Here is a 26,930-nt window from a genome sequence, read left to right on the forward strand (position 1 = left end):
GACGGAGCCGACTACGCTCCGCCGGGGCAGCGTTCTTCATCGCGCAGCAACTCGCGAAGTGAGGTTGGTCGGTAGGTCGATAATCCCAGAGAGGGGCGAGCCGCTCGGGACGATTGCCAAAGACGGCAGGCCGGCAGGGGCGTCAACGTCCTCGCGCGACCAACGTGTACGAGACTCCACCACTTCCTGCGTCTTCGCGTTCTCCTTCGAGCAGGCGGGCCGACGCTCACCAAATAAATTTAGATCAACGGTACGCAAAGAAGCGGTGATCGGTCATCGACGCGTACCGTTCATTGTGTCGTTCCAGCGTCGAAGGCGTTGCGTGCCTTTTCGACCGCATCCAGATTATTGGCCGCCCAAACCCATACGCCGCAAAACGCCGCGCCCAAAGTAATTCCCAGGTCTGTAAGCTTGTACTCCACCTTCGGCGGCACGACCGGATACACAGTGCGCACGACTAGCCCATCGCGCTCCATCGTGCGCAAGGTCTGGGTGAGCATCTTCTGACTGATACCTTCGACCAGTTCGCCGAGCCGGCTGAAACGAAGCGGCGACTTTTCCGCAAGGACGTCGAGAATCAACATCGTCCATTTGTCGGCGACGCGACCTATTAAATCTCTGACCAGGGAACCAATCCGCGGATCAAGGTCAATCGGCGGTGTTAGGCTGGCGTAGTACTGCGCGGCTGCAACCTGTTCCTTGGTAAATGCGGGAACTCGTCCCATGTTCACACTCTCCTTTTGGTAAGTATCTGACTTTCGAGTGCCTTCTTCCTCTTTGAAAGTATGCACGTCAAACTACGTCAATGCTCAATTCAACTGGAGATGACAGGTGAAACTGATTGGACGCACCGTGTTGATAACGGGGGGAAGCAGTGGAATAGGCCTCGAGTTGGCGAAGCAGCTGATCGCGCGGGGTAACAGCGTGATAGTTACCGGACGCAATCGCGACAGGCTGGAAGCTGCACGACAAGCCGTACCAGGTCTACACGTTTTCGAAAGCGACGTTAGCGATCCGACGAGTATCCAGTTGCTGTATCAAAAGGTGTCAGTCAGTTTTCCTCTGTTAGATACCCTTGTGAACAACGCGGGCGCGATGCGCAATATCAAGCTTGATCAGCCATATCAATTGAACGATCTGACAGCCGAGATAAACGGAAATCTGCTCGGCACCATCTGGATGGTCCAAACGTTTCTCCCTCTACTCTTGCGTCGGAAAGACAGCTTGATAGTGAATGTATCGTCTGGCCTCGCGTTTGTTCCTTTTCCCGCGGCTCCGATCTACAGTGCGTCCAAAGCTGCGATCCACGCATATACAAGGTGTCTGAGGGCGCAACTGGAAGGCTCGTTCGTGTCGATCGTCGAATTGGCTCCTCCCGCCACCGAGACACCGTTGTTCCGGGGCGAGTTCGCCGAGGAAATGAAGGGGGAGAAAGGTATGGATGTCTGTGTCCTCGTTAAACACACGATCGACGGTGTTGAAGCTGGAAAGCGAGAAATTCGTCCGGGCCTGAGCAATGTACTGAAGATCGCCAGCCGCGTTGCGCCGCAATTCATGTTTCGGCAAATGGTGAAGCTCGGCCGTCCGCGATCCTCCAGCGTCTGAAGACGAAAATATCGGGAAGCTACAGTGCTACCCCTCCGGCATGTGATTCGCGTCGGATATATGAAAAGCAGCCATGCAATTAGAAACATCGATTGTAAATGGGCGGCTGACGTCGTCCGACGGTACGTCAATCGGATACGAGTCATTTGGTGATGGACCCGGTGTCGTCCTTGTTCAGGGTGCGATGGGGACCGCACGGAATTACCATCAGCTCGCTCTCGCGATGTCCGACAGATTCACCGTCCATGTCCCTGATCGGCGCGGACGGGGATTGAGCCCGCGTCCGTACGACGCTCAACACTCGATTCAAAAAGATGTCGACGACATTCGCGTCCTTCTCAAGCATACGGGCGCGCAATTCCTCTTCGGGTTGAGTTCCGGAGCGGTGATAGTTCTTGAAAGCCTCCGAAGAGGCATACCGGTCGAACGCGCAGCAGTGTACGAGCCACCGTTCTATCTTGGTGGGATGGCGACACACCTCGTCGCGCGCTTTAATACGCAGGTTGAACGCGAACGACTGGACGACGCGCTCGCCACGGCGATGCGAATCGTCGGTTTGGGACCCCGGATTTTGCAGTTTGTGCCTCATCGGCTTCTTCGGCTCGTTGCGGCAAGCGCGTTGCGCGTCGATGATCGTCGGTCGACTTCGTATGCCTCGTTAAGGGAGTTGATCCCCGCGATGCGTTACGACTTCAATGTCGTGTCAGGTATGAATGAGCATCTACACGATCTTCGCGCAGTGAGTACCCCAGTGCTACTGATCGGTGGAAGCAGGAGTCCGGACTATCTTAAGAAGGCACTCGTCGCATTGAGGGCGACATTACCGTATTGCGAATGTATCGAACTCGCTGGAGCCGACCACTCATCGCCATGGAACGAAGATCTGAATGGAAAGCCAAAGCTGCTGGCGAGCGTCCTGGTTCAATTCTTTGCGACGAATCAGGCCCGCAAGACTCCATAGACAAAGTTGCTACGTTGATCCAACGCTTTTCTACTATAAGTTGTGGTTGCCACGCCTGCGAATTAAACCGTTGTGCCCCGACAGCGTGATAACGGTAGTTGACGCGCGCCGTGAAGAGGTGGAGTTCCAGCGGGTACAAGCCCGAACGGAGTCCGTCCCCGGACACAGGTCATTTAAGGGGAAGGCGCAGCGTCGCCGCTAGCCCACCGTCTGCACGCAGGCTCAGATCCAGCCTGCCTCCGTGCCAACGGATTATGCGCTCGGCAATCGCAAGGCCAAGTCCGGTACCGCCCGCTCTATCCGGTGAGGGAATACGCCGGAACGGCTGTTTGAGGAATGGCAGCTGCGCTTCTGGCACTCCCGGCCCCTCGTCTTCCACGCTGAGCACGACATACCCCGCCTCGGTCCATGTGCGTACGGCGAGGCCGATTCGACCGTGTATGACTGCGTTGTGCATCAAATTCATCAGTACCCTTTGCATGCCGATTGGCCGGAAGGCGACCAGTGGCAATGGTGCCAGCGATGTCTGGAAGACGTATCCGAGGCCGACGTAATCCGCTGCGAGCTGATCGACCAGCGCGTTGAGATCCCCAGGCACAACTGGCTCACTGTCCCAGCTTCGCGCGAAATCGATGAACTGTTCCACGATCGCGTCAATCTCCGCGAGGAAGTGCTCTGCGCTCGCAGAAGGGGTCTCAAACGCCTCCGGCGCCGCAATCGCCATCCGCAGTTTTGTGAGCGGCGTGCGGATGTCGTGCGAAATGCCGGCAAGCATCTCTGTGCGCGTCGCGTCCATCTCCGCAAGTGACGCGACCATCTGGTTGAATGTGCTGGCAACGGTAATAAACTCGGCTGGTCCGTCGACGGGCACCGGTTCAGGCCACCCACCATGTGTGACCGTTGTCGCCGCACGCGCGAGGCGTTGCAGTCGCACCACAGTGTACCGCTGGATGAGCCACGCGCCGAGTGCGGGGAATGCGGCGATGGTCAACAGTTGCGCAATCAGACTCCACGGCAACTGGTGGCTGATTTCGGCCGGGACCGGCAACATTACCCACTTGCTCTCCCCGCCGATCCGAAGCTGAATCCATATCCGGCGATTGTCCTTGTCGCCTTCCAGGCTAACGAGCGTACCGGATGGCAAGTGCTGCGTGAGGGTCTGCAAGAACCGGTGAGCCGAAAAGCTGTGGGCATGCGTGTCCGCATTGGCCGGCGGTGCCTGTTCCCCCCCGTTGATGGCGACGAGCTCGTTGTATCGGACCCCAGGTGGCAGCGCGCTCAGCAAACGCTCGACCTGTCTCGTCTGGGATGCAAACAGCGATGCGGCCTCATCGATGCGAGGAGTCTCGATGAAAACAAAAAATATCGTGAACGTCGAAATGTCGCTGGCGACGACGAGGAGCACAAGCAGCAGGAGGTTGCGTCCGAGCATCGAGCGCGGCCACATTCTGGTCATGCATCGAACCCTGCAACAAGCATATATCCGACGCCCCATATCGTTCGGATATTGCGCGGCGTTGACACATCGGTTTCGACAATCTGACGGATTCGCCACACCTGCATATCGACGATGCGTCCGGACGCGTCGGAGTCCGGCCCCCTGGCCCGTTCGATCAGCTTCGCGCGGCTCACCGGGCGATTGGGAGTGAGCGCGAGTGCGCACAGCAGGCGCATTTCCGCGTTGCCGATCTCAACCTTGAGATTGTCATCGCGATGTAGCGTCTTCCGCCCGACATCGAGCCTGAACGGACCGAAGCGCAGTACGGCTGTCTCGCTTCCCCGCATCGCTCCATCGATTTCGTTTAACCGGCGCATCAACAGATCACGGCGGCGCAGTATCGCACGCACTCGCGCCAGCAATTCGTTCGGCAGAAATGGCTTCGTCAGATAATCGTCCGCCCCGAGCTCAAGGCCGATCACTCGATCGACAGGGTCCCCGCGAGCAGTTAGCATCAGGATCGGCAATGTCTCGCCCTGTGCGCGCAGTCGCCTGCATATCGACAATCCATCCTCGTCGGGCATCATTATGTCGAGGATCAGCAGGTCATATGAGTGGCGTTCGAGCGACGTCGCGAGCTGCATGCCGTTGCGCACCGTACGCACCTCGAAGCCATGTGAGATGAGGTAGCGCTGGAGCATGTTACGGATGACCGCTTCGTCGTCTAGAACAATGATGCGGCCTTGCCGGGCATCGGTAACCCCGAAAACGACATCTGGCATGATGTGGACACCATTCGCAGGTACATTGTGAAGCCCAAATTGCGCGTGCATGGAAGCGCGGGTGCGAAGCGTATCGCAACTGCTAGTTCCCGCCGTGATGGTACCCACTGTGTACGGCCACTACCGACACCCTTGGGCGCCCGGCGACTACTGCTACCCGTGCGGGCGCAGCCACCACCGCTACCTGGGTTGGCGCGACTGCTGGCGCTACAGCGACAGGTGCTGCAACCACGACGGCGAGAGGTGGCGGCGTGTAAGCTGGCGCCGCCACTACCACGGCAGGGGGCGGTGGCACATAAGCCGGAACTACGGCAGCGGGTGCTCCAACGGAAACGCCGACGGCTACGCCCGCAAATGCCGGACAGTCGGCACAAACCAGTACGGTTGCTGCGGCAGACAAGGCAAAAAGCCGGATTTTCATGAGTGTTCCTCCAGGTTAGAGCGGTGTCAAAGTAGTGTGGACACGACAACGCCAGTGTAAAAATGCGACGCGCTCCTGTCTGTTTAAAAATTGTCTCAGATGTCTCGTCTGCTGCCTTCTCGCGCGCCAACGCCTGGTAGCAGGAACATTCCGGATCACAAAAGGTACCGGTGGGGTGCGTCGGATGGTCGATATTGAGTTACCGACTGAACAATCGTCTCGATGGACGGTTCGACGGAAACTTGGCATTTGTTTCTCCTCTAGCACGAACACATAACCTCGGCCGCGTACCGTCTGAATGAGCCGCGGCAAGGACGGTTCGGTCTCAAACAGGTGGCGCACTCGGCATTCAGGAACGTCGGCTCCGGACGCGACGCCAGAGTCTTCCCGAAGTCGCGGCAGCCTGATGAGGTTTTGTCGAGTGAACACGTGCATTGGCGCGGCCGCGAAGATAGTGATCAACGTGACCTCGCGCTCCGACAGTCTGAATAACCTGTCTTCGTGACTTGGCGTGCGCGACAGGAGATCCAGCACGAAGTGACCGAAAATCATGCGTGCCTGCGTATGAAGCTTCATGGCAGATGGTTGTCTCGTGCAGCGACCTGGCACAGACTGGCGCGCCAGCAGTTCGGGGGATTCCAGTGTTTGCCGAAGTAATCGTCCGCACCGAATTCGAGTCCCACGATTCTCCTCTATGTCTACAAGAGCGGTCGGCATAACGACAGGAGTCCCGTCGTCCGCTGCGCGCCAGGTTACTCGGTGCTGTCAAGGCGCCCATCCGGGCATCATCACATCCAGCACAATGAAGTCGCGGCGATTGCGCCTGAGTCGATGTTGTGAAGGACCCTCGTCGTGCAACATGGAGATCTCGAAGCTCTGGTCGGCGAGATAGCGGGGCGGATTGCGCAGTCCGGCTTCCGCGTCGGCGACAAAAATGCGAGCGGGGAGGGGACGTGTGGCTCCGTTGGCACGGCTTCAATAGACCAATCAGTCTGGTTCGGGAAACCGGACAAATCCACGACGACCATTCGATTATCAGTTCGAGAGGCTTACCCGACACTTACCGGCCTGATCTCGGTCAGGCGGACTGGCATCCTGGTAAGTAAGCGGTAAGTCGAGTGCTCCTAAACTCGTGCCACTTTGCGCCCGATCTAGGAACCGTCTTGAAGGCAATTCCTTTCCTGTCACATGGCATTGCACTGGCGACTGCGTTGACTGCAATGCGCCGGACAATCATCCCCTGTGCCATCAGTCAGCCTCTGCAGCGTTCCCGATGAAGCGGAGTCTTCCGACGAGCCTGCGTGCGCATTTCGTGCTGCTCTCTGTTTCTCTGCTGATCGCGGCCGTTCCCGGATGTGCTCTCTACGTGATGTTCGATCTGTTCGACGCAGGCGAACCCCGACGAACGTTCAGGCCGCGTTAGTGCTGCTCGCGCTGGCGGTCACACTCACGCTACGGTTGTTCGGCCTATGGGCATTCCGGGCTGCCTATGCGACTGGTCATGTCCGGCTGCAGGGCCCGGGAGAAGACGGGACATCGATCGAGCTCGACTGCGAGCATAGGTGGTTTGTTCAGCTGCATCTCGAACTGATGGGTTACGACTGTATCGACTGAGCGCGATACCTTGCAGTTGCATTGTAAAGAGAGAAGGAAGGGTGACATGAGGATGCCGTTTATCGATTCCGAGGCGAGTCGCCGGGGCGTGCCGTGGACAGCACTGACCCTGCGGCTCAGCAGCTTGTTCGCTGCCACGCTATGCGTGGCAGCCTGCACTGTCGGTCCCAACTATCACAAGCCAGCCCAGGACATCCCCGCTACCTTTAAGGAAGGCACAAACTGGCAGCGGGCTCAGGTTAACCTGCAGGGCGCCATTTCTAGCACCTGGTGGCTCGACTACCGCGACGACACGCTGTCGGGCCTCGTGAATCAGGCGCTCAAGGCCAACCAGTCGATCGCCTCTGCGGAAGCCGCATACCGGCTCGCCCGGGCGACGATCGATGCCAATGTCGCGAGCCTCTTCCCGACAGTCGGGGTGGACTCCTCCGGATCGCGCTCGCGCACGGCCGCGGTCGAGAGCGTCAGGGGTCAGCCGTACACGAGCAACCTCGCGAGTATCAGCGCTTCCGCTAGCTGGGAGGTCGACCTGTGGGGCAGTGTCCGGCGCCAGATCGAGTCGGCCAACGCCAGCGCTGAGGCAAGCGACGCCCAGCTCGCCGGCGAACGCCTCTCGATCGCCGCCAGCGTCGCGGTGGACTATTTCGCGTTGCGTCAGGCCGATGTCGACGTTGCTTCACTGAAGCAGCAGCAGGGCATCGACGCCCGGATTCTGGAGATGGACCGCGCTGGCTTCCTACAGGGAACAGTGTCAAATGACGAGGTCCTCGACGCGCAGGACAAGCTCGAACTCGTGATCGCTGACCTGCAAGCCACGGAGACTTCACGCGAGCAGGACGAGCATGCCATCGCTGTGCTGACGGGCACGCCGCCGGCCAGCTTCACCCTGCCGCCGCAGCCCCGCTATGTCTTCGCGACGCTCACCGTGCCACTGGGATTCCCGTCGCAACTTCTGGAGCGGCGCTACGACGTCGTGAGTGCGGAGCGCACGGCCGCCGCGGCCAACGCCAGGATCGGTGTAGCAAAGGCCGCGTTCTTCCCGACCCTGACGCTATCGGCGCAAGGCGGCTTCGAGCATAACGCGCTGGCGAACCTGTTTTCGGTGCCGAACCGCTTCTGGACACTCGGACCGGATCTCGCCGCCACGATCTTCGACGGCGGCGCGCGCTCGGCGGCCGTCCACGAGGCCGAGGCCACCTACGACGAACAGGTCGCCACCTATCGTGGAACGGTGCTCTCGGCGTTCCAGAGCGTTGAGGATAGCTTATCGTCTTACAACCACCTGCGTAAGCAGGAGCAGGCGTACGCGAACATCTACGAGCGCAACCAGCAGCTCTTCTCCAGCCAGCAGGCCCAGATGCGGGCCGGCACGACAAGCGAACAGGCCCTGTTGACCCAACAGATCACGTTGCTGCAGGCCGGACAGAGCCTGAAAGATACGCAGGCGGCACTGACTGAGAGCAGCGTCACGCTGGTCAGGAATCTTGGCGGCGGATGGCAGTGGGATGACGCAAGGGGTGCGGCAGTCAGCATCAGTGCAAACGCTGCGCAGCAATCTGCGGATCAAAAATCGGGAGAGAGGTCGCAATGACAGATCGCCTTGTTCATAGCCGCTTTGGGGGGCGAAGCGTCGAGTCCAGCGATAGCCGGTTGCGTCGGGAATCGGAAAAAATTGGAGTCTTCATGAAGTCACTAGTGTTGCTGTGCGTTGCCCTTTTCATACTGTCAGCGCTTTCCGGCTGCGGAAAATCCAGTCACGGCCCGGCAGCTCGGCTGCCGCAGGTCGGCGTGATCATTGTCCAGCCGCAGAGTGTTGCGGTGACGCGCAATCTGGTCGGACGTCTTGCGCCGTATCTCAGCGCCAACGTCACGGCGCGGGTGTCCGGTGTCCTGACCAAACGGGTCTATAAGGAAGGTAGCGATGTCAAGGCCGGCCAGGTACTCTTCGAGATCGATCCCGCGTACTATCAGGCGCAGCTCAACAACGACCTCGGCGTCCTCGGCGAAGATCAGGCTACCTGGATGAACGACAGGGCCAACGCGGCGCGTTATCACAAGCTGCTGCCGGTCGGCTCCGTGTCGCAACAAACAGTCGACAATGCCGATGCAACAGTGCGCAGCGACGCCGCTAAAGTCAAGGCCGATGAGGCGATGGTGGAAAGCGCGAAGGTCAACCTCGGCTACACCAGGGTGAGCTCCCCGATCAGCGGCATTGCCGGTCAGCAGCAGGTGACCGTCGGCGCCGTGGTGGGTAGCAGTACCGCCGATGCTGGCTCCGGCGGCACCTTGCTTACCACCGTGAACGACATCGATCAGCTCTACGTGAACTTCACCATGAGCGCGGCGGATCTGCTGATGCTGCGAGAAGCAAGCGCCCGCGGCGACGTCGCACTCTCCGAGCCAGACAGGACGACGGTGCAGATCACTCTGCCCGACGGCAGCGCGTACGCCCAACCGGGCACCCTCGACTTTTCCGACGTCTCCGTGAATGCCACCACAGGTGCCGTCAATCTGCGTGCACTGGTACCGAACCCCCAGCGCATGCTGCTCCCGGGCATGTACGTGACGTTGAATGTGACATTGGGCCAGCAGCGCAACGTGTTCCTGGTGCCACAGGAGTCGCTTCAGCGCGACACCGTGGGCGCTTACGTATTCGTTGCCGATGCAAGCGGCAAGGTGGCGCGCGAGGATGTGGCCGCCAACGACAGCTTCGGCACCAACTGGATCGTTACCAGAGGCCTTACAGCCGGCGATCAGGTGATCGTCTCCGGTCTGCAAGGCCTGCATGAGGGCGATCCTGTCAAGTCTCATCCATGGCATGCGCCGTCGGCGGCCGCGCCGCAAGACGGATCAACAATGGCTGCAGGCAGCCGGACTGCCGTCAACGCACACTAAGGAAGCTGTCCCATGCCTCGATTTTTTATCGATCGCCCCGTCTTTGCGTGGGTGATCCCGATCCTGATCTGTATCATCGGTGTGATATCGATGATGCATCTTGGCATCGATTCGTACCCGGACGTCGCGCCGCCTCAAGTTACCATTACGGCCACGTATCCTGGTGCGAACGCAGCTACCATGGAATCGACAGTGACCCAGGTGATCGAGCAGCAGCTCACTGGCATCGACAACCTGCTGTATTTCAGTTCTGCATCCAACTCCAACGGCACCGTCACAATCACGCTCAGTTTCCAGACCGGCACCAATCCGGATATCGCGGAAGTGCAGGTGCAGAACAAGGTCAATCTGGCCCAGCCGCTGTTGCCAGCCCAGGTGACACAGCAGGGTGTGGTTGTCGCCAAGGCGAGTCCTGACATTCTGATGTTCCTTTCCCTGCAGTCGAGCAACCCCGCCATCGATGCAGCGCGACTGAACGATATCATCGCGTCGCAGATCCAGCCGGTGATCGCACGGGTCAATGGTGTGGGTAACACGTTGTCGCTTGGCTCTGAATACGCAGTGCGCATCTGGCTGAATCCGGACAAGCTCCAAGGGTATGGTCTGTCGACCACCCAGGTGCTCCATGCTGTGAGCGCCCAGAATGCGCAGTTTGCAACAGGTTCGCTCGGTGCCGATCCGGCCGTGAAGGGACAAGTATTTACTGCTTCGATATCCGGTGACACGCTTTTCTCTTCACTGAAGCAGTTTCGCGACATCATCCTGTTGACCAACAGCAACGGCACCGTGGTCAGGTTAAGCGATGTTGCACGCATCACCTTCGGTGCGCAAAGCTACGGCTCAGCCTCTGTCTATAAGGGAAAAGCGGCAGGCGGGTTGGGTGTCTATCTGCTGCCGGGCGCCAATGCGCTTGCGGTGGCCAAAGAGGTGAAGGCCGAAATGGCTGTCCTCGCCAGGGATCTTCCGGCCGGCGTCACCTGGAATGTGCCTTATGACACGACGCCGTTTATTTCGGCTTCGATCGCCGATGTGGTGCGCACGCTGCTGGAGGCGATTGCGCTCGTCTTTGTGGTGATGCTGATCTTCCTGCAGAACCTGCGCGCCACCATTATTCCAACGCTCGTGATCCCTGTGGCGCTGCTGGGCACCTTTATCGGCCTCGCGGTACTGCACTTCACACTCAATCAGCTGACCCTGTTCGGGATGGTGCTGGCAATCGGCATTGTGGTGGACGATGCGATCGTCGTGATCGAGAACGTCGAGCGCATCATGAGCGAGGAACATCTCGAACCCAAAGAGGCGACCCGCAAGGCGATGGGGCAGATTACCGGTGCCATTCTCGCGATTACCGTGGTGTTGGCCGCTGTGTTCATTCCGTCGGCGTTACAGCCGGGTGCCACCGGCATCATCTACGCCCAGTTTGCGTTAACTATTGCGGTTTCGATGTTGGTGTCGGCGTTCCTTGCCATGTCGTTCACGCCGGCGCTCTGCGCGGCGATTCTCAAGCCTACGCATGAAGAGAAAAAGAACTTCATTTTCCGCTGGTTCGACAAATGGCTTGCAGGGATCAACGAGCGTTACGCGCGCCAGATCGGCGGTGCTGTACGTCACGCGCCGCGCTGGATGGTGGTGTTTGTATTGCTCTCCGTGCTGGCCGGGTTTCTGTACGTGCATCTGCCGACCAGCTTCGTGCCGGACGAGGATCAGGGTTTCATACTCGCACTTGTCAATCTGCCAACCGGCGCCACGCTCCAGCGTACCGAAGAGGTCATGGACGAGATATCGGACAGGCTCAAACATAGCCCGATTGGCAGCGACATCGCTGGTGTTTACCAGGTGGAGGGCTACAGCTTCGTGGGCAGTAGCGAGAACGTGGGGATGGCGTTTATCCAGTTGACCGACTGGGACAAGCGCTCCGAGAGCGCGATGCAGCTCATTCCGCAGGCGAACCGCATATTGCATGGACTCCAGGACGCGCGCGTGTTCGTCGTCGATCTTCCCACCATCCGCGGGTTGAGCCAGTTCGGGGGAATCGACATGTACCTGCAGGCCCGTGCGGGTCAGTCGCGCGCGGAACTGGCGCAGGCCGGACGCATACTGCTTGGTCATGCCGCAAAAAATACAACGCTGTTTGGCATTCGGCCTAATTCGCTTCCCGATGCACAGCAACTGGCGATGTCCGTCGATCGCGTGCAGGCGCAAGCAATGGGGCTCTCCCTGACCGATGTCTATAACGCCATCCAGATGGAGCTGGCTCCGTACTATGTGAACCAGTTCACGTATGCGGGTCGTGTCAAGCGCGTGTATCTGCAGGCCGACGCACCGTACCGGATGGGGATCGACGCGTTCCAGCATATCTACACGCCCAGCGGGATCAGCAGCGCGTCAACCGGTGCCACCAGTACTTCGGGCGAAACCACCAACACCAGCGGGTACCTGACCCAGGTCAACCCGACGGCGACCAATAGTTCGCTGAGTCCGTACAACATGGTTCCGTTGTCGAGCGTGGTGAAAACACATTGGGATGTTGGTCCCGTCGCATTGCCGCGTTATAACGGCTATTCGGCCATTGAGATTGTGGGCAACCCCGCGCCAGGCTATTCGACCGGGCAGGCCATGCAGGCACTGCAGCATATTGTCGATACCCAGCTGCCACCGGGCTTCGCCGCGGACTGGACCGGTCAGTCCTATCAGGAAGTTCTCTCTGGCAATTCGGCGACATTGCTGATGATTCTGTCGATCGTCGTGGTATTCCTGTGCCTCGCGGCGCTCTATGAGAGCTGGTCGATACCGGTGGCCGTTCTGCTCGTGGTTCCGCTCGGTATGCTCGGCATGCTGACTTTCTGTCTGCTACGTGGCATTCCAAATGACATTTACTTCAAGATTGGTCTGGTGACCGTGATCGGTCTTGCGGCAAAGAATGCGATTCTCATCGTCGAATTCGCCGTCGACGGGCAGGCCAGGGGCATGACTTTATACGACGCTGTGTTGACGGCCGGAAAGTTGCGGCTGCGCCCGATCCTGATGACATCGATGGCCTTCATCCTCGGGGTTTTCCCACTCGTGATTTCTACCGGAGCGGGAGCGTCATCCCGGCACGAAATCGGTACAGGGGTGATAGGCGGGATGGTGTTCGCGACGATCCTCGGTCTGCTGCTGATCCCGGTGTTCTACGTGGTCGTGCGACGTATTCTCGGTGACAGGCTTGATGAGGTTCCGCCCAATTTGCTGCGTAACGGAGAGGGCGGCCAGAGCGGCTCAGGTTCCTGATGTCAGGTGTATACGCGGGCGCGATAACGATGGCGTCAACGCGCCGCCGTGCAAATACGGCCTGGAAGAATTCCGTTGTGGTCGATGAGTACCTGACTGCCCCGTGAGGGTCCGCGTAAAAGTGACAATGCGCCGACGTCGCACCGTACGTTCCCGCCGTTCAACTTACAAAGGCGGGAGCACGGGGCGGCCTCATGGTTGGATGGAAGGGTACATACGAGTTGTCCGGACGGACACGTCTGCGAGCCCGTATTTCTTCGCAGAAGACGCCGACGTCACTCGACGCGTCGTTGGGAGCTGGCGTCCTGCTCACGCCATGCCCTATGCTGACGCAGCAGGCGACCGATCGTGATGCGGGCTGCGGCCCACCACGCAAATGGGCGCGGGTCTGCGAGCATGCTCAATGCGCGGGCATAATCCAGCGTCAAACCGGGGGTCCACGCCATCGTTACTGCCCGCTTTCGTATCTGCGCAGCGATCCAGAGTTCGGGGCTAACCAGTAGGCGCACGACGCCGGTCCTGCCGACGCGACCGCCGTGCAGCCTGGCGATTGCGCCATCCAGCGCGGCCTCCAGTGCTTGACTGACGGTACTCGAGCAATTCCGGTGCGTCAGGTTGTAGGTCGGGTTCGTGCGGTAATGCTCCCAGAAAACCTGCAACTTGCCCGGATCGTAGTTGCGAATGCGTACGCGTACAGTCGACGGACACCAGGCACTGGATTCGGTCGCGTAGTCGGGCTGAAATAAGCCAGGCACGTCATTATCGGGCGTCGCGCGCAGGATACGGCTGAAGTCGGCAGGCGAGCGGTCTAGCTCAGCGGCGGGATAAAGGCTGATATAGATCCCTTCCGGGCTCTCGAGCGCAGCATGGCCAGTCGATATCCTGCCGTTCGCATCAACGGCGGCGATATAGCGGTCTATGATCGGTGATGCCGGGCCGGTGACTTCGATGAACCGGTCGGCGTCCACACATGTACGGTCAGTGCGCACTCGTTGTCTGTGGGCGGACCGTCCCATTCCTTGCGTCCGAACGGCTGCACGTCTCGCGCCACGTCTAGATCGGGATGTAGACCTGGTCGCTGCGAACCTGACAGGGCGGGGTTGCCGTCGAGGCGGCGCACGCGCCCGGCGAGCGAGAGCATGTTCAGGCCGCCAAAGATCAGGAACAGACCCAGACAATAGGGCAACGTGCCGACGTAATGCGTCGGATACGGCTGGTAGAAAAATACCGCAATAATGACTTCGACGGTACCCCATGTGAAAGCGGTTTTCCAGCGACGATAGCGGACCGTCCAGGCAGACACGCACTGAAGTAGCCCGTCGACCAAAAAGAGCGAGCCGAAGATGATTGACAGGATCATGTTGCCGTGATGATGTCCGGCAAAAATCAATGCGGATGCGCCGACGACTGCCCAGCCCTTGATATACCGCAGCATGCGTTGACCGCCCATACCGGTCCACGCAACAGCGAGCGTAGCAAGACCTTCCGCCAAAAATAGCCAGGCAAAGAAGGTGATGGGGAAGTAAAGCGCATTGTCTACCGCGTCAGTGAAAATCACGAGACCGGCCGCGATCCAGAGTACGCCGATCCCGAAAATCACACGGAAGCGTTCGCGCAGGTAATCGACACCAAGCAGAAGCAGCACCAGTTTGACCATGACGCTTTGGGTTCTTCCGATCAGCGGTCTCGACACCCCGTACAAGCGACGCCCCCTCAGGCGAAAGCTGGCTTGTGCGGAGCGCGCACCAAAGGTTTCCATTGCATCGCCCGGATCACCGGCCGCAAAACGTCTGGCCTGCATTTCGGCGAAAGCGCGACACCAGGCACGTACAAGGCTCACTCCGTTGCCTCGCCCGAACAAAGGTTATCATGACATGTCTTCGAAAGAGTCCTCCGATATCCGCCCTGGCCGGCGTCTCAAACTGCCCCGTTTGGATCGGGTCATGATGCCTTGTTTGCGAGCCACTGCGCAGAATGCGTGCGCGATAGCTTCGGGCGCCGGCCCCTTGACCCGGATGACCGGCAGGCTGCGCCTACTGCTGGGCGTTCGCGACACGTTCCCGAGCTTCGGTTAGTTCTACAAACGCCCCCTGGATAGCACGTTCAGTTACCTGTCTTTCAGTGAACTGCACTTGCTCTATCTGAAACGCAAACGAACTGCTTCTTTAAGACTGCATCGAGCCAGTCAGCAAACACCTGGACCCGGCGCGACAGATGGCGGCGTTGAGGATAGATCAGGCTCATGGGCATCGGCGGTGCCGGGAATTCGGGCATCACCTCGACAAGTTCGCCGGCACGCAGATGCTGCTGGACATCATAAGCGGGAATCTGGATCAAGCCCAGTCCTGAAAGGCAGCAAGCGATATAAGCTTCGGCGCTGTTGACGGTCACGCGGCCCTGTGTCGTGAATGTTTTCAGAGTCTCGCCGTCGAGCCATTCCCAGGGCGCAATACGACCGCTGGACGGCGACGCGTATTGAATGACCTGATGTGTCGCCAGGTCGCCGGGCGTGCGAGGCGCGCCGTGGCGACCCAGATAGACGGAACTGGCGACGTTGATCAGCGGCAGGCTACCAATGGGACGCGCGATCATGCCGGAATCGCGAAGTTTGCCTACGCGCAATACGCAGTCGACACGCTCCTCGACAAGGTCGATGGCACGATCGGTCATGCCAAGCGTGATGTCGATCCTGGGATAAGTGGCGAGAAATTCGGGTAGAGCTGGCGCGACAATCAACCGGCCTATCCGGCTCGGGACATCGACGCGCAGCGCGCCGCCCGGTCCAACCGACGTTGGCCGGAACAGGTTCTCGGTCTCTTCGAAATCGGCAATCAGGCGCAAACAGCGCTCGTATAACGCCGCACCGTCCTGGGTCGGGGATACTCTGCGCGTTGTCCGATGCAGCAGTTGGGCACCTATGCGCCCCTCCAGTTCCTGGATCGCTGCAGAGACGGAGGAACGGGGCATGCCGAGCGTGTCCGCTGCGCGCGTAAAATTCGCGCATTCGACTACTCGGGTAAAGACGCGGAACAGGTCAATGCGATCCACTTTTGCGGTCACCTTTCGCAGATGCGAAATTCGTTAGTCCTTGCATCCTGGGCGCCGAAGGTTCACAGCCTCCCACGAGGCAGGCAGGTCGTCGGTTTCGACAGCTATCATGCACGGAGCCCTTCGCCATTGTTCGATTATCATGACCGGTGATGTTCAGAAATGGTGACTTTAAATGGGTGCTCTGGAATATATCATCTTGCAGCAGGGAACCTGCGGCGGGCTGCTTTGACATTGAGGATGAACCATGACAATACAAGCCATTGAAGGAAAATCACCGTAATCGCGGGCGGGGCCAGGAACCGCGGCGGCCGGGCTGCAACGGATTGCACGGCGCAGGGGCCAGGGCAATGGCGATCCGCTGCAGAGGCGCAAGCACAAGGGGTGCGGCGAATGCACCCGTCGTCGCCAGCAAGGCGGCGGGCGCAAAGGCGGTTACTCTCAAGACCGACTTGACTTCGGCGGCCCGCATAGAAAAACATCTTCTCCAATGTCGTCTCGCTCGTTGGCCGTCCGAATATTGCGATAAGCCCGGTCTATCAAGCTATGCCTTGATGCCGCGCGGCGGGTTTTCACCCGTTTGCGTGGCTGGATGACATCATGGGGACGGGCAGCAGGAGCGAATTGTCTGGAGCGTAACGGACCTTAATTTTCAATCACGACACAATGGAAAACTGTCTGGTCCGGTACAAGGGCTACATAATCGGCTTCACTCCCTTTCGATGCGGACGGAGGCACCTTCGGCGCACGATGGGCTATCGCCAGGATAACCTTGTCTGGTCAGGTTGCCTGCCCTTGTCGGCTGCCACACTTCCTGCCCGGGGGCATTCCATGAAATGGCAGATATGGCGAGACGCGAGGCGATACGGCTGATCGATAGCCTTGACATACCGAAACTTATGGCGTGCGGATAGGTCAAGTTGACGACATGGGAGCGCTTCAGAACTCGCGAGAGCAAAACGATCCTGCGCGCATGCCGCGTGCACTCACGTCGTCGTGCATCGGTAACCCGGGCGAGCGCGTTGCTTCGACCAACCGCATCCTGGAACATCGATCAGTAGCCGCTCGCGAACAGGAAGTGGGCGAAGGGCGCGTAACGCTTTCGGCCGGAGCGTGTGCTCAGCTTCGGCCAAGTCTTTCATGGGCGAGTGCAAGGATGCGGCCCAGACCTGGGTGACCGGTTTCGTAAGATCCGTGATTCCCGCGCGACACGCCGCTGCGCTCCACGTGCAGCGAAGCGACGTCTGAGATGGCGCACACTGGCGAAGTGCTGCCGCCACCGCTTCGTCAATCTGCAGCGCAAAGCGCGCTTCAAGGTCGGGCGCGCGTACCCGTCATACTCAAACCGCCATGCGCATCTGCCGTTCGAGCTGGTGAGCCGCAGGTATGGCGGCTGCAACGAACAAACCGTTCGCAGCATGGTCGGTGCGTTCCCAAATGCGGGCGCGTGCGTGTCACTGGTCCATCGCCCAATGGCCTCGGATGGCCACCATGTCCTTCCTGGGCGTCCTGCTGGTCATTGTTGGCGTACTTGGTCTTGCCAAGGTCTTCAGGCACTTCGACATGGTCTCCAGATCGCGGCGCAACCAGATGCTACGCATGCCTGAGCGAAACGGACAGGGCATGTTGTTTGAGGAGTTTGTTTGCGACACGGATCTGGTCGTAGGCTGGCGATTCGAGGTAGCTCGACACCCGAAGACGTGAAGGGTAAGCGGCGGCGACCACCTACCGGTCCAAATGCTTTTCCGGAACCACGAAGGCGGGATTATCGCGCAGTGGTTTTCCGAAGCGATCGCTTGAGATGAAGATCCGGAAATTCAGTCCGAACGTACCGGTCTGCTGTTCCACCTATGATCGCGCGCTGATGGCGATCGAAAGATTGGAAAGTTCGAGCCGGAGTTCGTCGTCAAGATGCAGTTCTACCTTGCCGCGATGGACGCTTAGGTTGCGATCAGTGCTTTCCCATGCTCCGGCTTAGCGCGCAGAATTCCAATACTGTCAAGGACTTGGAAGATTTCGATCAAGCGGCTATGCTCATGGCAGCCGAAAATAGAGTTGCAGGTTGGTATCCCCTGCACCTGTCTTGTGACAGGTTCTGCCCCGCCACGGCGCTGACCGGTTCAACGTTCCGGGGGCGACCGGCAGCTTGTCGATCATTCGACAATCGCACGCTTCCCCCACAAACCAAGGGAGCGCTCCTTGCCATATCTCTATCGATCCTCGCGATTTGCGATGAGGTCACAGCGACATCTTTCATGAAGCAGTCCTACGGATTCACCAAACTGATCCCATCGTTAGTCACCGGCGCCGGTTACGTCACGTCTTTCTACTTTCTTTCCCTCACGCTTCGCACGGTGCCAACCGGAGTCGCCTATGCCATATGGTCGGGCGTCGGCGTCGTGCTTATCACCATCATTGCCTGGAGATTCCAAGGTCAGAAGCTCGATATTCCGGCCCCGACCGGCATGGCTTTGATTGTCATCGGCGTGGTCACGCTCAATCTCTTTTCCTCGTCAACCTCCCACTAACGGTTCTAGGCGCCAGGCAGTGGTGATTGCGCAGCGACGCTCATTGGCGGGCCGATGTCAACGTGAACACTATCAGGCACCGCCGTTTCCATCGCCAATACCGTCTCGGCAGCCATCGCCTTTCACGGCTGCTCCGTCATGCTTGCCAGCGGCGCTACGCCGTCCTCGATGACGGAACGGAATTTAGTCCGATGCCATGGAAGCTGGTCATCGAGCACCGACGAGGGCGGCAGCTCGTTGCGACAGTACCGGTGTAGTGGTGTCTCGAGAGATTCGACGGCCGCGAGGGCGTAACGCTCGACCGTGCCCGCATGGGATGCTGGGTCGGGCAGTGTGAGGCGCTTTGCCGTCGGCGACCCGGTGCCTGAAGCTGCATGCCCTTGGTCGATGAGGCGCCCGCAACGGCGGGCCAGGAAGAACCGTTGCACCTGATGGAGCAGGCCCGATCGAGGTGCCCGCAGTGAACGGTTGGTCGGCCACTCCTCGGGGTGTCGAAACCGGAGCGAACGCCGCCGTCAACTTGGCCGTCACCCGGCGGCCCGGACCGGTATGGTCGATTACGTCGCTGTCCTGCTCAATACTTCGGTCAGGCATCTGCCACCCCGGACCGTCTGCCCACCGGCGATCGAGGGTGGAGGGCGGCAGTCGCAGGGAAATTGCCGCCTCGGGTTCACCGACCGCCGGCCCCGCCGCGCCGGCGGCCATGCGTTTCGTCGAGGGCGTGATTTTCGTCGGCTATACGCGGCTCCTGATTGGCCTTCCGGCGCACGGCCCCCAAACCGTCCGCCGCGGGAACGGGCTGCACGCCCGCTTGAGAGTAGTTAGTAATCGAACTGATTTGGGAGCCAGTCATGCTAATCCAGTTGATGCACGGAAATCGGAACCCCGATTGTCCGGAGCCTCTGACAGGTGATGTCAGAATGACCGACTTAATCGTCCAATTCTGGTCGATATAATTATCCGGATGGAAGCAGGCGCACGGGCGCCGCCGCATTAGCAAAGGAAGCAAATCCGATGACCGATCACAGCATCAAGGGCAAAACCGTCATTATCGCCGGCGGCGCGAAGAACCTGGGCGGTCTGATCGCCCGTGATCTCGCCGGCCATGGCGCAAAGGCGATCGCGGTCCACTACAACAGCGCCGCCAGCAAGGCGGATGCGGATGCGACCGTTTCTGCGGTGAAGGCGGCTGGCGCCGAGGCCATCGCCTTCCAGGCGAACCTCACCACCGCGGGCGCGATGGAGAAACTCTTCGCCGATGCGGTCGCTGCGATCGGCAAGCCCGACATCGCTATCAACACCGTCGGCAAGGTGCTCAAGAAGCCGATGGTCGAGATCTCGGAAGCCGAATATGACGAAATGAGCGGGGTCAATTCCAAGTCGGCCTTCTTCTTCATCAAGGAGGCCGGCAAGCATCTCAATGACAACGGCAAGATCTGCACGGTTGTCACTTCGCTGCTCGGCGCCTTTACGCCGTTCTATGCGGCCTATGCCGGCACCAAGGCGCCGGTCGAGCATTTCACGCGGGCTGCGTCCAAGGAGTTCGGCGAACGTGGCATCTCGGTGACCGCCATCGGTCCCGGCCCGATGGACACCCCGTTCTTCTATCCGGCCGAGGGCGCCGACGCAGTGGCCTATCACAAGACGGCCGCTGCGCTGTCGAAGTTCTCCAGGACCGGCCTGACCGACATCGAGGATATCGTCCCCTGCATCCGCTTCATGGTGTCTGAAGGCTGGTGGATGACCGGCCAGACCATCCTCGTCAACGGCGGCTATACCACGAAGTAAGCTGTCACGCGTCGGCTGCTCCATGCGAGCAGCCGACGCTTCATTTCGGCAGGGCGCCATGACCAATCCATTCCAGTCGATCCTCGACGCCCAACGCGAGCATTTCCTGACCGATGCGACCAAACGCTACGATTGGCGGATTGGTCAGCTCGACAGCATGAAACCGTATGCTCTGCGATAACAGGCAAGCGCTCTGTGCGGCGCTTCACGAGGATTTCGGCAAGCCTGCCTTCGAGCAACTGTTCGAACTCAATGTGCCGATGGGCGTGATCCGCTATTACCGCGAGAACCTGAAGGCGCTGATGGCGCCGGAGCCGGTGAAGATTCCGGATGGGCTGGAAGCGACCGGCAATCGAGGCGTCATCTACAAGGAACCCTACGGCGTCGCGCTGGTGATCGCCCCCTTCAACGCACCGATCCTGCTCCTCCTCGATCCGGCAATCGCGGCACTTGCTGCCGGCAACACAGTGGTCCTGAAGCCGGCCAACACCACGCCGCGTACCGCGGCGCTGCTGGCCAATCTCGTGCCGCGGTATTTCGGGCCGAGCCGAAGTTGCGCTTTCCACGCGATGTCGATGATGTGCCGAGATTGCCCTTCCAGCCGCGGTTAGAGCGATTCACCGATCCTTGCCGGTAACCAGTAATTCCACGCCGCTTCGACGAGTGTCCTGCGCAGGTTGTATTTCCCGTCTTTGTCAGCCTGCCTCGTTGCTTTGACGTCCCGCTGGAATGTTCGGACCGGAACAAGCCCAAGGTAGCCCATGAGTTTGCGTGGGTGGGGGAGGCGGCGCAAGTCACCGAGTTCAGCGACGATGACAAGCGCGGAGATGAAGTCGATACTGCGCAGGGTCATCAGGCCTTTAACCGTCGACAACCAGCGCCACATTTCGGCTTGGGCGCGCAGCGACTTAGTGAGACGATCGACGAGTTCGGTGGCAAACCGGGCAGCAGCCACGCGATACTCGGTAAAGACAATGTGTTGGGCGGCATTCTCGAACCTGATCTTTGAAAGATTGAGCTCGCGCTTCGGTCCCCAGCGCGTGCCGGTAAAGGCATGGCCGTGACGGAGCAGCAAAGACTTCGGCCTCTGTCGCACCCTACGCTGGTCGTTGACCGCATCCTCGCAGGCACGAACCAGGTCTCGGATGGCTTCAACCGCTGACTCCGCCAGGCAGAATAGTTTCCGGGACCGAACACTGGACGGATCAATCGGCGGACCGCTGCGGGGACATCGACTGTCGGTCGGGGAGGGCAGGTGCGAGCCAGGCGACGCTTGCATATAGGCAACGCTCGGGGTATCGATGCTGGCTGCGTCGAACTGGGCGGCCATCCCCAGCGTACCAGGCAATCCAGCCAGAAGGCTCTGTGACAATGACCATATTTGTATCGCGATATCAAGCACTCCCTTCCCTCGTTGTGTGCACCAATTCGGATGATGCTCGCACCCACCAGGTGCGTTTAACGGATTTTTCATGGCGTCGAACATTGGTGCGGTTTTTGCTTTCCTCTACATCGCTCTAGCCGGCGCGGATCATCCAGCCCCGGCCCCATCATTTACTGAGCCGGAAATAACGTGGGCAGGAACTGGTTTGGATCGCGGCTGAAGGACGGGGATTTCAGACTGCTGTGGATCTTTTGCACGATCGTGGATTGCGGCGGCTTTGCACGTGCTGAGTCACAACTACGGCTGGGTCTTCCCGCGATCAGCCGCGCCGTGAAGGACCTCGAAATACGGATGAAGATCCGCGTTTGCGAGCGCGGACGAGGTGGCTTCGCATTGACGGACGAAGGCCGTCGCGTCTACGAGGCCGCCTGCGAATTGCTTGCTGACCTGAGGCGTTTCGACGATCGCATTCAGGCGCTGAGCGGCGAACTGTCAGGCGATCTGAAGATCGGCGTACTCGACACGTTGATCACAGACCCCAATTTTCGCGTGCCGCACGTTCTCAAGCAGTTCAAGACGCGCCATCCGGCGGTCCATATCGATCTGCGGATGATCCCGACCTACGCGATCGAGCAGGGGGTGATCGATGGCGAGCTCGACATTGGCGTGATTGCCGGCCGACGTCATTTGCCGATGCTCGTGCACCGGCGCCTCTACGTCGAAACGTGCGGACTGTACTGTTCCGAAGAACATCCGGCGTACAAACTTCATGGCAATACGTTGACACGCGAACATCTTCATCCGTATGAGTTCGCGTGCTATTCGCTGCTGGGCCCCGGCGCGCTGGAGAACGCGCGTAAGTGCTTTCTTCGGACCGCCGATGTCAACCATGTCGAAGCGGTGGCCGCATTGATTTCCACCGACCTGTTCTTCGGTTATCTTCCTGATCACTACGCGCGCGCTGCCTTGACGGGCAAGCGCTTCGTCAAGGTGTTGAGCGATGAGTTCGATCTGTCCAGCGAGATCGAACTCATCGTTCGCCGCAATGGCAACCCGCCTGCTGTCTCCTCCTTTCTTGAATACGTGGACATCGCACCGGATTGCGCCGTTGCGTAGACCTGTCCCTGTCGTTGCAGCGTTGGTTGCCTGACTTGGTAACTAACGTTGTCCACATCATCATGTTTCTCAAAAAATTGCTCGGTTAATTTCTCACCGTGCCGCCTGCGAAGCGCGGCCTAACGTGAAGAATGCCATATCAGCGAGGACTCAATGACCGATATGAAGAACAGGGACCAGGGTGCCGTTCGCGCGAACCTGCCGCGGCGCGCCGCGCTCAAACGGTTCGCGGCGATCGCATGCGCGCCCGCATTGGGTGGGGTGGCCGGCGCGAGCTTTGCGGCAGCGCCCGCCACGTCCGGCACGCTGCGCGTTTCGACGTATGGCGGCGATTTTCTCGAGGCCTACAAGCAGCACTTTTTTCCAGTGTTCACGCAGCAAACAGGCATCAAGGTGGAAGCAGTCGAACAACCCGAGGGCCCGCAGTTCATGCTGCAGCTCGCTCAGGCCAACCAGGCGGGCACCGTGCCGTTCGACATCTGCATGGCAGTGGGACCGCAGATGATTCGCGGTCGCGCGAAGAATCTCTGGCGTCAGTTCTCGGCGAATGCGTTGCCGGCGGTCACGGGACTGGACCCGCATTATCTCGGGCATGGTGCATCGGGCATCGACGGTGTCGGCGCAATGGGCTGGTACTTCACGCTCGCGTTCAATCCGACAGAAATCGCTTCGCTGCCGGACACGTGGAGCGTGCTGTGGAGCAGGCGGCCCAACACATGGGGATTGCAAAGCGGCGGCCAGTCGCCGCTGTTCGAGATCGCATCGGCGCTGTATTTCGGCGGGACACAGATCCTTTCAACACGGCCCGGCATCGACAGGGTGATGGCGAAGATCGCCGAGCTCAAAGGCAATGTGAAGCTCTGGTGGCAGGATGAAGGCACGATGCAGACGGCGCTGCAGAACGGCGAAGTGGCGGGCGGCGCGTTCGTTCACGACGTCGCGATTTCGCTGGGCAAAGCAGGCTTTCCGATCCGCTCTTTGTTTCCGCGCGAGGGCGGTGTGCAGGGCGTCAACTACTGGTGTCAGCCGTCCGCATCGAAGAAGCTCGACGAAGCGGCCGCGTTTCTCAATTTCAGTTGCTCGCCGACTGCGCAGGAAATCGTCGCGCGTCATGTTCACGGCGCGCCGGTGATCGAACGGAGCCGATTGAAGCTGACTGACGCGGAATTCAATCTGGTTTCGTCGGATCGCAAGCCTATCTTTATCGCCACGGAAGCGCGCGTCGCCAACGGGCAGTATATGGCCCAGGCTTTTAACCAGATGTTGATGGGCTGATCGATGAGCGCGTTTTTTGGACTCGAAGTACGCGACGTCACCAGGGTGTTTCGAAGCGGCATCGCCGTGGACAACGTGTCGCTCAAAGTCCCCCAGGGGCAACTGGTGTGTTTCCTCGGGCCGTCAGGTTGCGGTAAGACCACCTTGCTGCGGATTATCGCTGGGCTGGAATCGGCGTCGTCCGGCAGGCTCCTTGTCGACGGTCGTGACATTACAAACGTTCCGGTCGAGCAGCGCAATTTTGCGATGGTGTTTCAGTCGCTCGCGCTGTTTCCGCATCTGAGCGTCGCCGAGAACATTGCGTACAGCCTGCGCCTGCGCGGCGTTGATCGCGCGAACCGCGCGGCGCGCGTCGCCGAACTGCTTGAGCTGATCAAGCTGCCGGGGATCGGGCATCAGTCGGTGGAGAAGCTGTCGGGCGGCCAGCGTCAGCGCGTCGCGATCGCGCGCGCGATCGCCCAGGAGCCGCTGCTGTTCCTGCTCGACGAACCGCTTTCCGCACTCGACGCCAGGCTGCGCGACCACATGCAGGTTGAGCTGCGGATGCTGCAACAGAAACTGAAGATCACGACCATCCTCGTCACGCACGATCAACGCGAAGCGATGACCATCGCCGATACAATTGTCGTGATGGCGCACGGCAAGATCCAGCAGGTCGGCGCCCCAATCGACGTGTATCGCAATCCGGCCAATCGCTTCGTCGCGAGCTTTGTCGGACAGAGCAATCTGCTCGATGCCGAAGTGCTCGACGATACGCATGTACGCGTGCTCGGCCAGGCGTTGCCGATGGCGAAGATTCCGCGCGGTACTTCGCGCAACACGCGCGTGACGGTGTCGGTGCGCCCCGAAGATACCCGGATCGAGCGCGCCGATGCAGACGGTGGCGCTGCTTCGCACGGTACGCTGCCCGGCGAAGTGACCTTCGTACGCGATCTGGGCGATCTGGTCGAACTGCGCGTCGTGTGCCAGGGCATCGAGCTGATCAGCGTCGGCGCGCCGGGCCAATGGCCGGGCATCCAGCACGCCGAGCGCGTGCGGGTGCGTTTGCCCGCTGACAGCGCGGCGATTCTCGCGAACTGATGCCGATGGAAACGGACTCGTTATTCAGCTTGCGTCCGACGTCCATACGCGTCGGCGCGAACCCGGTGCGGCTGCCTTCTGCATCGATCGTGTTGCCGGGGCTCGTGTTGCTGGTCGCTTTTGTGATCCCCTTGGTGCTGTTGCTGCGAGCGAGTTTCGCGCCGAGCGACGCGCCGCAGTTATGGGTCGGTTTTACGCTGGATCAGTATCACGCGCTCGGTGCGTCGGTCGTCATTCGCGCCACCTGGAACGCCGTCTATCTCGCGATCGTCGTTTCGTTCGCCGCGCTCGTGATTGCCTACCCGCTCGCATGGCTTCTCGCGCAGATGGGTCGCCGCGCACAAACGCTGTGGCTGATCCTGATTCTGACCACACTGTCGCTTTCCGATGTGCTCGTCACGTTCTCGTGGCAGGTGCTGCTGTCGCGTAATCTTTGGCTATATCGCATGCTGCGCGCCGCAGGCATGACCGGTGCGAGCGCTTCGCTCGTGCCGTCATTCGGCGCAGCAGTGTGTTGCGTGCTGTACGTGGCAATTCCGTTTTCGGTGATGATTCTTTATCCGGCACTGTCACGGCTCGACCGGCAATGGGTCGAAGCCGCGCGTACGATGGGCGCGAAACCGTGGCGTGTGTTCGTGAGCGTCGTGATTCCGTGTACCAGCTCCGCGATCGGCATCACACTGATTCTTGACTGCATGCTGACGTTCGGCGCGTACGTGATGCCGCTGGTGCTCGGCCGGCCGCGCGACTGGACGCTGGCGGTGCTGATCAGCGATGCCGCGCTCAACACGGACAACCTGCCCGGAGCGGCCGCGCTGTCCGTCCTGATGCTGGCGGTGACCGGCGCACTCGCGGTGGTAGTGTGGAAGCTCACCCGTGCACGGAGGCTGGCATGACATCGGCCGCCCGATTACTGCGCCACGGATTCCTGACATTGGTGGCCGGCTTCATGGTTCTGCCTGTCGCCATCGTCGCCGGCGTCAGCCTGAACCGGCAGCCGCTGATGACGTTCCCGCCCCGTCAGCCTGGTCTGCGCTGGTACGCCGCGTTTCTCGCCGACGACGGGTGGCGCGACGCGTTGATGACGTCTCTCGCAATCGGCGTTGCGGTTGCCGTCCTGTGCATCGCGCTCGCGCTGCCAATCGCGTTCTCCGCATGGAGGCGTCAGACATGGTTGACGCGTCTGGTCAGCGCGCTCGCTGCCATGCCGCTCATGCTGCCCGCGGTCGTCCTGGCGGTCGTGTTCATGGTGTTCTGGAGGGCGGTGGGGCATCCCGGTCACGTCGAGAACACGGTCCTGAGCCAGGCGATCGTGTTCTTGCCGATGCCGCTCGCCATCATCACGCTTGGCTTCGGTACGATCCCGCGCTCGATCGTTGAGGCGGCCCGGACGCTGGGCGCGCGCGAACGCGATATCTTCAGCACCATCGTGTTGCCCGTGGTGTGGCCGTATCTGTGTTCGGCTGGCGTGTTCGTGTTCATCTCCAGCATCAACGAATACATCATTGCGTATATGACATCCGGCTTCACGGTGACGACCTTGCCAATCAAGGTGTTCGACAGTCTGCGCATGGGCTTTCAGCCGACCATGTGCGTGGGGGCGGTGCTGTTCATGCTGCTCGGAGTAGTTTGCTTCGGTGCGATCGGCGCATGCGGCAACCTCCCGAACCTGATGGGCGGGCGCGAATAAGCCGGCGGTCGGCATCGCGAACGCGTTTGCGATGC

General features: G+C 60.0%; 22 protein-coding genes and 1 pseudogene. 16 read left to right on the forward strand and 7 right to left on the reverse strand.

Features of this window, described 5'->3' with window-relative positions; all coding sequences use genetic code 11:
- Positions 1 to 290 precede the first annotated feature (290 nt).
- Positions 291 to 725: a winged helix-turn-helix transcriptional regulator gene (locus KFO72_RS11705; RefSeq protein WP_225032152.1), complete on the reverse strand. Its 435-nt coding sequence runs from the start codon at positions 723 to 725 to the stop codon at positions 291 to 293.
- 106 nt (positions 726 to 831) lie between these two features.
- Between KFO72_RS11705 and KFO72_RS11710 the strand changes: the two genes are divergently transcribed.
- Together KFO72_RS11710 and KFO72_RS11715 are read left to right on the forward strand one after the other, a co-directional pair.
- The gene (locus KFO72_RS11710; RefSeq protein ID WP_225032153.1) at positions 832 to 1,605 is read left to right on the forward strand and encodes an SDR family oxidoreductase; all 774 of its coding nucleotides are present in this window, start codon (positions 832 to 834) and stop codon (positions 1,603 to 1,605) included.
- Between the two features lie 73 nt (positions 1,606 to 1,678).
- Positions 1,679 to 2,566: an alpha/beta fold hydrolase gene (locus KFO72_RS11715; protein ID WP_225032154.1), complete on the forward strand. Its 888-nt coding sequence runs from the start codon at positions 1,679 to 1,681 to the stop codon at positions 2,564 to 2,566.
- Between the two features lie 169 nt (positions 2,567 to 2,735).
- Here the strand turns inward: KFO72_RS11715 and KFO72_RS11720 are convergent, their stop codons facing one another.
- The 3 genes from KFO72_RS11720 to KFO72_RS42500 form a co-directional block, all read right to left on the reverse strand.
- Positions 2,736 to 4,022: an ATP-binding protein gene (locus KFO72_RS11720; RefSeq protein ID WP_225032155.1), complete on the reverse strand. Its 1,287-nt coding sequence runs from the start codon at positions 4,020 to 4,022 to the stop codon at positions 2,736 to 2,738.
- Positions 4,019 to 4,786, reverse strand: a complete 768-nt coding sequence (locus KFO72_RS11725) for a response regulator (RefSeq protein ID WP_225032156.1) — start codon at positions 4,784 to 4,786, stop codon at positions 4,019 to 4,021. Before KFO72_RS11725 ends, KFO72_RS11720 begins: the two co-directional genes overlap by 4 nt.
- A 436-nt stretch (positions 4,787 to 5,222) precedes the next feature.
- Positions 5,223 to 5,924, reverse strand: coding sequence for a winged helix-turn-helix domain-containing protein (locus KFO72_RS42500; RefSeq protein ID WP_412101775.1), 702 nt, complete (start codon positions 5,922 to 5,924; stop codon positions 5,223 to 5,225).
- A gap of 556 nt (positions 5,925 to 6,480) precedes the next feature.
- On the opposite strand from KFO72_RS42500, the gene KFO72_RS11735 reads away from it, so the two are divergent.
- The 4 genes from KFO72_RS11735 to KFO72_RS11750 all read left to right on the forward strand — a co-directional run bounded on the left by KFO72_RS11735 (position 6,481) and on the right by KFO72_RS11750 (position 12,986).
- Entirely contained in the window at positions 6,481 to 6,630 is a 150-nt protein-coding gene (locus KFO72_RS11735; RefSeq protein ID WP_225032157.1) for a hypothetical protein, read from the forward strand.
- A 237-nt stretch (positions 6,631 to 6,867) separates the two neighbouring features.
- Positions 6,868 to 8,412: an efflux transporter outer membrane subunit gene (locus KFO72_RS11740; RefSeq protein WP_225032158.1), complete on the forward strand. Its 1,545-nt coding sequence runs from the start codon at positions 6,868 to 6,870 to the stop codon at positions 8,410 to 8,412.
- Between the two features lie 92 nt (positions 8,413 to 8,504).
- On the forward strand, positions 8,505 to 9,716 hold the full coding sequence (locus KFO72_RS11745) for an efflux RND transporter periplasmic adaptor subunit (RefSeq protein ID WP_225032159.1): 1,212 nt from the start codon (positions 8,505 to 8,507) through the stop codon (positions 9,714 to 9,716).
- Positions 9,717 to 9,728: 12 nt separating this feature from the next.
- Positions 9,729 to 12,986, forward strand: a complete 3,258-nt coding sequence (locus KFO72_RS11750; RefSeq protein ID WP_225032160.1) for an efflux RND transporter permease subunit — start codon at positions 9,729 to 9,731, stop codon at positions 12,984 to 12,986.
- A 275-nt stretch (positions 12,987 to 13,261) separates the two neighbouring features.
- On the opposite strand, the pseudogene KFO72_RS11755 reads toward KFO72_RS11750, so the two are convergent.
- Positions 13,262 to 14,643 (reverse strand): annotated as a pseudogene (locus KFO72_RS11755) (HdeD family acid-resistance protein).
- Positions 14,644 to 15,104: 461 nt separating this feature from the next.
- Positions 15,105 to 16,034: a LysR family transcriptional regulator gene (locus KFO72_RS11760; RefSeq protein WP_225032161.1), complete on the reverse strand. Its 930-nt coding sequence runs from the start codon at positions 16,032 to 16,034 to the stop codon at positions 15,105 to 15,107.
- Positions 16,035 to 17,525: 1,491 nt separating this feature from the next.
- Here KFO72_RS11760 and KFO72_RS11765 point away from each other — a divergent pair.
- From KFO72_RS11765 to KFO72_RS11785, 5 genes are all read left to right on the forward strand, one after another.
- The gene (locus tag KFO72_RS11765) at positions 17,526 to 17,738 is read left to right on the forward strand and encodes a hypothetical protein (RefSeq protein ID WP_225032162.1); all 213 of its coding nucleotides are present in this window, start codon (positions 17,526 to 17,528) and stop codon (positions 17,736 to 17,738) included.
- Between the two features lie 500 nt (positions 17,739 to 18,238).
- A complete protein-coding gene (locus tag KFO72_RS11770; protein WP_318248445.1) occupies positions 18,239 to 18,562 on the forward strand; it encodes a DMT family transporter in 324 nt (107 codons plus the stop codon).
- Between the two features lie 1,014 nt (positions 18,563 to 19,576).
- A complete protein-coding gene (locus KFO72_RS11780; protein WP_225032163.1) occupies positions 19,577 to 20,350 on the forward strand; it encodes an SDR family oxidoreductase in 774 nt (257 codons plus the stop codon).
- 58 nt (positions 20,351 to 20,408) lie between these two features.
- A complete protein-coding gene (locus KFO72_RS42055; RefSeq protein ID WP_263627380.1) occupies positions 20,409 to 20,531 on the forward strand; it encodes a hypothetical protein in 123 nt (40 codons plus the stop codon).
- A complete protein-coding gene (locus KFO72_RS11785; protein WP_225032164.1) occupies positions 20,518 to 20,961 on the forward strand; it encodes an aldehyde dehydrogenase family protein in 444 nt (147 codons plus the stop codon). Before KFO72_RS42055 ends, KFO72_RS11785 begins: the two co-directional genes overlap by 14 nt.
- On the opposite strand, the gene KFO72_RS42275 is transcribed toward KFO72_RS11785, so the two are convergent.
- A complete protein-coding gene (locus KFO72_RS42275; protein WP_225032165.1) occupies positions 20,958 to 21,752 on the reverse strand; it encodes a transposase in 795 nt (264 codons plus the stop codon). The genes KFO72_RS11785 and KFO72_RS42275 overlap by 4 nt on opposite strands.
- A 171-nt stretch (positions 21,753 to 21,923) precedes the next feature.
- Between KFO72_RS42275 and KFO72_RS11795 the strand changes: the two genes are divergently transcribed.
- From KFO72_RS11795 to KFO72_RS11815, 5 genes are all read left to right on the forward strand, one after another.
- Entirely contained in the window at positions 21,924 to 22,850 is a 927-nt protein-coding gene (locus KFO72_RS11795) for a LysR family transcriptional regulator (protein ID WP_225032166.1), read from the forward strand.
- 153 nt (positions 22,851 to 23,003) lie between these two features.
- Positions 23,004 to 24,125, forward strand: coding sequence for an extracellular solute-binding protein (locus KFO72_RS11800; protein WP_225032167.1), 1,122 nt, complete (start codon positions 23,004 to 23,006; stop codon positions 24,123 to 24,125).
- A 3-nt stretch (positions 24,126 to 24,128) separates the two neighbouring features.
- Complete coding sequence (locus KFO72_RS11805; protein ID WP_225032168.1) at positions 24,129 to 25,205, forward strand: ABC transporter ATP-binding protein; 1,077 nt, start codon at positions 24,129 to 24,131, stop codon at positions 25,203 to 25,205.
- Positions 25,206 to 25,210: 5 nt separating this feature from the next.
- Positions 25,211 to 26,101, forward strand: coding sequence for an ABC transporter permease (locus KFO72_RS11810; protein WP_225032169.1), 891 nt, complete (start codon positions 25,211 to 25,213; stop codon positions 26,099 to 26,101).
- Positions 26,098 to 26,895, forward strand: a complete 798-nt coding sequence (locus KFO72_RS11815) for an ABC transporter permease (protein ID WP_225032170.1) — start codon at positions 26,098 to 26,100, stop codon at positions 26,893 to 26,895. The genes KFO72_RS11810 and KFO72_RS11815 overlap by 4 nt, the downstream gene beginning before the upstream one ends.
- Positions 26,896 to 26,930 lie beyond the last annotated feature (35 nt).

The organism is Paraburkholderia sp. XV (genome assembly GCF_020177535.1).
Taxonomy (GTDB): Bacteria; Pseudomonadota; Gammaproteobacteria; order Burkholderiales; family Burkholderiaceae; genus Paraburkholderia; species Paraburkholderia caribensis.